Here is a 7,085-nt window from a genome sequence, read left to right as displayed (position 1 = left end):
ACCAACGTAAGGTACACTTACGGCGTCGCTTCGTCTTGGCAGCGTTTATGATTGCCACGGTGATTTATGCCATGGTTTGCTTTCACCAACAATATAATAAATATACAACCGCTTCGGCGAGTTTAGAAAAAACACAAACGCAGTTAGCGAGTGCGAAAACTACGCATCAAAATTTGAAGCAAGAAGTCAAAGATTTGGGTGATGAATCGTATCTCGAAAAGTTAGTGCGTGAAAAGTACATGTATACCAAAGATGGCGAGATTGTTTTCAATTTGCCAGGTGAGTAATGAAGTGAATGAAAGAAAGGTAATCAGGACACTGATTGCCTTTTTTTCGTACAAAGCAAGCTATAATAATAACCAAGAGTGATTGAGGAAGAAGGTTAACGATGCAACCAAAAGTTTTACGTGCGAACTTAACCCGACAGATACGGGAACAGGGATTATTTGACCAACATGATCACGTGTTGGTGGCTGTTTCGGGTGGGCAAGATTCCTTACACTTGTTGCGCTGGTTAACAGAAGGAACGCTGCCGGCTGATGTGCAACCGACGGTGAGTGCCGGCTATGTGAATCACCAGTTACGGGATGATGCCGCTGCAGAGGAAGCGCTGGTTCGCCGAACATTTGCGGCCACACCGCATTTAGCCTACGGTTTGATAGAAACACTTACTTGGGAGGCCGTTCCAACTGTCGCAGTTGAAGAACAAGCCCGGGAAAAGCGATACGAAGCACTGATTAAAATGGCCCGTGAAGTGGGCGCTAACATTATCGTGACCGCCCATCATCAAGGGGATCAAGTTGAAACCATTTTGTATAAGCTGACTCGTGGCAGTCGTTTGACCCAGTTGGTGGGGATGGCACCACGGCAGCAATTACGTGGTGATATTGATTTGGCCCGGCCATTGCTGAATTTAACGAAAGCTGACCTAGCAGATTTGGTCATTCAACCGCTGACTGAATGGGTAGAAGACTATACCAATGCGGACGAAACATTTGCCCGTAATCGCATGCGCCAAACAGTGCTGCCAGCTTTGACTAGCATTAATGAACAGGCTGCTGAACACGTGGTGACGTTTGCAACCCAGTTGGCGGCGCTGCAAAAGCTTGCGAATGGTGCGATTAACGTTCACGTTAAGGCTTTAGAGGCCGGACGCCTGGATTGGACAGTTGATGAGAGTGTCTTGACGATTATCATACAAACGTGGCTAACTAAGAAACACGTCTTAAACGTCAAAGATAGTCAAATTGCCCAGGCAATTCAACTGATGCGCAATCCAAGTGTGTCGACGGGGCTAATTGATTTAGGTGGACAATTACAGCTAGAACGCTTTGATAACTATTTATTGTTATCACAAAAACATTAAAGCGTTCACATTTCTTTTATTTGTAGCACTAAACATTTACCGTCAAACATGGTATTCTTAATGCTATGTAACGGTAGGGGAATTAAGATTTAGGAGATTGAACAGACATGAACCAATGGGACATGAATAACGATATCGAACGCGTGCTTTATAGCGAGCAAGATATCGCCGAAGCAGCAGAACGTGTTGGTAAGCAATTGGCTGCCGATTATGAAGGACGTACACCAATCATTTTGTCAGTTTTGAAGGGTGCCGTACTTTGGACGGTCGATGTAATGCGCCACATGCAATATGCTGAAGTCGAATTTATTGACGTTTCTAGCTACAACGGTGGGATTGCTTCTTCAGGTGAAGTTGACCTTGTAACGGATTTGCAAACGGATATCGCAGGACGCGACGTCATCATCATGGAGGACATCGTTGATACGGGTCGTTCATTGAAGTTTATGATCGACTTGTTGATGGAACGTGGTGCAAAGTCTGTTAAGACGGCCAGCTTGCTCGACAAGAAGGAAGGCCGTGTTGTAGAAGCAACTGTTGATTACATCGGCTTTGATGTGCCAAAGGCATTTGTGGTGGGTTATGGTTTGGATTACAAGCAACTTTACCGCAACTTGCCATATGTTGGTGTCTTGAAGCGCGAAGTTTATGACCCAGCCCACGCTGATGTCGTAGACACGGTGGATATCACACCTGAGCACTAATTTCCAACTCGGATAACATATATTAAACAACGCAGATAGCGGTTGCTGTCGGTAGGAGGAATGGATGAAGAATCAACGAAACGGCAATTTCGTCCGGAATAGTTTGTTCTACGTAATCGTAGTCCTCGGAATTATGGGGTTGATTTACTGGGTAGCCGGTCCATCGCAAACTTCTAATACGAAGACTATTTCTACGTCGAAATTTATGACGGAATTGCGTGATAAGAAAATCAAAAATGTCACGATTCAACCAGGTGCCGGCGTTTACGACGTAAAGGGTGAGTACCGCAAAGCACAAACTGATAAGGACGCAAAGTCCGATTCACTTGTGTCATTAGTTGGTGGTTCATCAGCTAAGGTAACTGGTTTTGAGACACAATTGATTAGTAATGACCCAATTGTTGAGGAAATGCAGAAGGCTGCTGACAAGACGAAGACGGAAGTAACAACGAAGCCACAACCTTCAAACTTCTGGGGAAGCATGGCAACGATGTTGTTGCCAATCTTGTTGATGGTTGGTTTGTTCTACTTGATGATGGGCGGCATGAGCCAAGGTGGCCAAGGCGGTCGTGGTAACATGATGGGCTTCGGTAAGTCTAAGGCAAAGCCAGCTGATCCTTCAGAAAACAAGGTTCGCTTTGCGGATGTTGCTGGAGCTGAAGAAGAAAAGCAAGAACTAGTTGAAGTTGTTGAGTTCTTGAAGGATCCAAAGAAGTTCTTAAAGCTGGGTGCTCGTATTCCATCGGGTGTTTTGCTTGAGGGCCCTCCCGGAACTGGTAAGACTTTGTTGGCCCGTGCAGTTGCCGGTGAAGCTGGCGTACCGTTCTTCTCGATTTCAGGTTCTGACTTCGTGGAGATGTTCGTCGGTGTCGGTGCTAGTCGTGTCCGTGATTTGTTTGACAACGCGAAGAAGGCTGCGCCATCAATCATCTTTATCGATGAAATTGATGCGGTCGGTCGTCAACGTGGTGCCGGCATGGGTGGTGGTCACGATGAACGTGAGCAAACATTGAACCAAATGTTGGTTGAGATGGACGGATTCTCTGGTAGTGAGGGTGTCATTGTGATGGCCGCTACCAACCGTTCAGATGTCTTGGACCCAGCGTTGTTGCGTCCAGGTCGTTTCGATCGTAAGATTTTGGTTGGTCGTCCTGACGTTAAGGGTCGTGAGGCTATCTTGAACGTCCACGCTAAGAATAAGCCATTGGCTGATGATGTGGACTTGAAGGAAATTGCTAAGCAAACACCTGGTTTCGTTGGAGCTGACTTGGAAAACTTGTTGAACGAAGCAGCATTGTTGGCTGCTCGTCAAAACCACGATACGATTTACGCCAAGGATGTGGATGAAGCTGAAGACCGTGTTATTGCGGGACCAGCTAAGAAGGATCGTGTGGTTTCTGCTAAGGAACGTCAAACGGTTGCTTACCACGAAGCGGGTCACGCGATTGTTGGTTTGGTATTGAACGAAGCACGTGTTGTCCACAAGGTAACGATTGTGCCACGTGGACGTGCCGGCGGATACGCCATTATGTTGCCTCGTGAAGATCAAATGTTGATGAATAAGACGGATGCCATGGACCAAATTGCTGGTTTGATGGGTGGACGTGCGGCCGAAGAAATTATCTTTGACCAACAGTCATCAGGTGCTTCAAACGACTTTGAGCAAGCAACAAACATTGCGCGTTCAATGGTGACGGAGTACGGTATGTCTGACAAGCTTGGTATGGTCCAACTTGAGAATGGTGGTCAACCATTCTTGGGCCGTTCATACGGTGAGTCAGCGGCTTATTCAGATGAAACAGCACGCTTGATTGACGAAGAAGTTCGTCGTATCACGACTGAGGGTTACAATAAGGCCCACGAAATCATCGAAGAGTACAAGGACAAGCATGATGCAATCGCAAAGGCTTTGTTGGAGTACGAGACGTTGGACGAAAAGCAAATTTTGAGTTTGTTTGAGACTGGTAAGATGCCAGAATCAACGAAGGTTCAAAATGATACGGTTACGCCAATGTCATACGAGGAAGCCAAGCAAGCGGCTAATAACAAGTTGGTTGATGACGAAGAAGCGTCAGAGGCAACAGTTAAGCCAGAAGTTTTGGAACCACGTCATACTGATGAAGATTAATGATTGAAAGAAAGCCCGTTCAGGTTCTACCTGGGCGGGTTTTTCTGTTAAACTGATACTAAAATAAACAAATAATAAGAGGCACATATAATATGACAGATACACTTGTACGCGCAGTGACAACTGACGGAAACTTCCGTGCAATTGCCATTGACGCGACTGAAATGATGGCAGAAGTCTCAAAGTTCCACGAGGCCTCACAACTTGGTACGACCGTTTTGGGTCGCGCGTTGCTCGGCTCTCTGATGGTTTCAAATGCCATTTTGAAGGGCGATGAGCGTTTAGCAGTGGTCATTAATGGTGATGGCCCTGCTGGTAAAATTGTCGTGGAAGCATCAGCTCAAGGTGAGGTACGCGGTTACGTGACGAACCCAACGGTTGAGTTGCCCCTAACGGCTAAGGGCATGCAGGATGTGGCTGGTGCCGTGGGATCTAATGGATTCTTGCAAGTTACTAAGGAAATTGGTGAAGGTGATCCCTTTACGGGTCAAGTTGAATTGATGACGGGGGAAATTGGCGATGACTTGACGTACTACATGGCCAAGTCAGAACAAATTCCTTCAGCCGTAGCGGTGTCAGTTTTGGTTGACCCAGATGGTACCGTGGCTGCCGCGGGTGGTTTTATGATTTCAGCATTGCCTGATGCGTCAGATGAAGATATTACGGCACTGGAAGACAAGCTTGCTAACTTGCCATCAATTTCATCACAATTGGTTGAGGGACACACACCAATGGATTTGTTGTTCAACCTATTTGGTAAGGATGATGTGAAGTTGTTGGCAACGACAGAAGTGGCATTGTATCCTGAAATCTCGAAGCGCGATTATGAGCGTATGTTGGCAACCTTACCAATGAATGATTTGCAAGAAATGCTTGCCGAAGATCACGGTGTTGAGATTGTCGATCGATTTACTGGTAAGAAGATTCAGTTTGATGAAGCAGAATTATCAGGAATTATTGCAGCGAAGGATGCTGAGGGACTATAAAGTTGGGTTAAGCACTTGCAAAAAGTGCTTAAGATTGGCAAACTTATAGTTATCTGTGACAACACTGTCATAACAAATTAGTGAAAGAAAAAGAGGCAACATTATGGCTGACCAACAAGTGTCATTGAATGACCAAATGATCGCACGTCGTGACAAGATGGCTGAGTTGCGCGATGCGGGCATTGATCCATTCGGACACCGTTTTGAGCGTACACACACTGCAGCACAATTGCACGAGTTGTACGATGATACAACAGCAGAAGATTTGGAAGCACAAGCAATTGAAGTAACGATCGCAGGTCGTATGATGACCAAGCGTCGCTCAGGTAAGATCAGCTTTGCAGACATCAAGGATCGTTCAGGTCGTATCCAAGTCTTTGTGCAAAAGCCAGTTGTTGGTGAAGAAGCGTACGAATTGCTTAAGAAGTCAGACTTAGGTGATATTCTTGGTTTCACTGGAACGGTTATGAAGACCCGCGCTGGTGAATTGTCAATTAACGTAACGGCTTTGACACACTTGACGAAGGCATTGCGTCCTTTGCCAGACAAGTTCCACGGTTTGACTGACGTGGAAACTAAATACCGTCAACGTTATTTGGATTTGATTTCAAACGAAGATTCATTTGAACGTTTTGTAAAGCGTTCAAAGATTATCACGGCTATCCGTCATTATTTGGACGGTGAAGGCTTTATTGAAGTTGAAACACCAATGCTACAAAACGAAGCGGGTGGTGCTTCTGCACGTCCATTTATCACGCACCACAATGCGTTGGATATTGATTTGTACATGCGTATCGCGCTTGAATTGCACTTGAAGCGTTTGATTGTTGGTGGCATGGAACGTGTTTATGAAATTGGTCGTGTCTTCCGTAATGAAGGAATGGACCCTAAGCACAACCCAGAGTTCACGGTAATTGAGACGTATGCAGCTTACTGGAACTTTGAAGATGTCATGGTTGAAACTGAAAACATCATTAAGGCAGCAGCTGCTGCGGTTACTGATGACTTGAAGGTAACCTACCAAGGCCACGATATTGATTTGGCACAACCATTCGCTCGTAAGCACATGGTTGATTTGATCAAGGAAACGACGGGTGTTGATTTCTGGCAACCAATGACGATCGAAGAAGCTCGTGCAATTGCTGACGACAAGGGCGTTAAGTATGAACAATACTGGGGTGTTGGTCACATCATCAACGAATTCTTTGAGGAGTTTGTTGAGGATACGTTGATCCAACCAACATTTGTGTACGGTCACCCGGTTGAAGTGTCACCTTTGGCTAAGAAGAACGAAACAGACGATCGCTTTACGGATCGCTTTGAGTTGTTCATTGTTGGTGCAGAGTACGGTAATGCCTTTACAGAATTGAATGATCCAATTGATCAACGTGAGCGTTTTGAGGCCCAAGTGGCTGAACGTGATGCTGGTAATGATGAGGCGGAAGGTATTGACGAAGACTTTATTGAGGCTTTGGAATACGGTATGCCACCTACAGGCGGATTGGGAATTGGAATCGATCGTTTGGTCATGCTATTGACTGACACGGACACGATTCGTGACGTATTGTTGTTCCCAACAATGCGTTAATAACGACTGAAAACGCGGATGAGTAATCATCCGCGTTTTTTGTTTACAAAAAGTATTGCAAAGTTTGGATGATAGTCGTATTATATTCAAGTTGAGTTTTTCAGTGAGCGACTTTCGCTCGAAAAATGAAACAAAAGAAGTCGAAATTAGTTGTTGACAATTGATGTTCGCTTCTGTAATATAGATTAAGTTGTTACGGGGTATTCATCTCGTTGCAATCGAATCGAAATCAGTTTGAAACAAGTTGTTGACAACGAGTTGATGAACTGATAAGATGAATAAGTTGTCAAATGAGACAACGACGTAGGTCATT

At 45.3% G+C, this 7,085-nt stretch carries 6 protein-coding genes; all 6 read left to right on the top strand.

Translation table 11 applies throughout. From position 1 onward, the window contains the following. Positions 1 to 287, top strand: a 287-nt coding sequence (locus tag WEIDD23_RS10410; protein WP_062358970.1) for an FtsB family cell division protein, incomplete at its 5' end; no start/stop codon positions are given. Positions 288 to 388: 101 nt separating this feature from the next. Further along, a complete protein-coding gene (gene tilS, locus WEIDD23_RS10405; RefSeq protein WP_010373876.1) occupies positions 389 to 1,366 on the top strand; it encodes a tRNA lysidine(34) synthetase TilS in 978 nt (325 codons plus the stop codon). Between the two features lie 107 nt (positions 1,367 to 1,473). Continuing rightward, on the top strand, positions 1,474 to 2,070 hold the full coding sequence (gene hpt / locus WEIDD23_RS10400) for a hypoxanthine phosphoribosyltransferase (RefSeq protein ID WP_010373874.1): 597 nt from the start codon (positions 1,474 to 1,476) through the stop codon (positions 2,068 to 2,070). 64 nt (positions 2,071 to 2,134) lie between these two features. After that, a complete protein-coding gene (gene ftsH, locus WEIDD23_RS10395) occupies positions 2,135 to 4,198 on the top strand; it encodes an ATP-dependent zinc metalloprotease FtsH (protein WP_010373872.1) in 2,064 nt (687 codons plus the stop codon). Positions 4,199 to 4,290: 92 nt separating this feature from the next. After that, entirely contained in the window at positions 4,291 to 5,184 is an 894-nt protein-coding gene (gene hslO / locus WEIDD23_RS10390) for an Hsp33 family molecular chaperone HslO (protein ID WP_010373871.1), read from the top strand. 103 nt (positions 5,185 to 5,287) lie between these two features. Continuing rightward, on the top strand, positions 5,288 to 6,772 hold the full coding sequence (gene lysS / locus WEIDD23_RS10385; protein WP_010373869.1) for a lysine--tRNA ligase: 1,485 nt from the start codon (positions 5,288 to 5,290) through the stop codon (positions 6,770 to 6,772). Positions 6,773 to 7,085: the final 313 nt, after the last annotated feature.

The organism is Weissella sp. DD23, assembly GCF_001579105.1.
GTDB lineage: Bacteria > Bacillota > Bacilli > Lactobacillales > Lactobacillaceae > Weissella > Weissella cibaria.
This window is presented reverse-complemented; position numbering and strand designations above follow the sequence as displayed.

Excerpts from the sequence above, each read along its gene's own strand:
- tilS (WP_010373876.1), top strand. The coding sequence starts at position 389 with ATGCAACCAAAAGTTTTACGTGCGAACTTAACCCGACAGATACGGGAA.
- hpt (WP_010373874.1), top strand. The coding sequence starts at position 1,474 with ATGAACCAATGGGACATGAATAACGATATCGAACGCGTGCTTTATAGC.
- ftsH (WP_010373872.1), top strand. The coding sequence starts at position 2,135 with ATGAAGAATCAACGAAACGGCAATTTCGTCCGGAATAGTTTGTTCTAC.
- hslO (WP_010373871.1), top strand. The coding sequence starts at position 4,291 with ATGACAGATACACTTGTACGCGCAGTGACAACTGACGGAAACTTCCGT.
- lysS (WP_010373869.1), top strand. The coding sequence starts at position 5,288 with ATGGCTGACCAACAAGTGTCATTGAATGACCAAATGATCGCACGTCGT.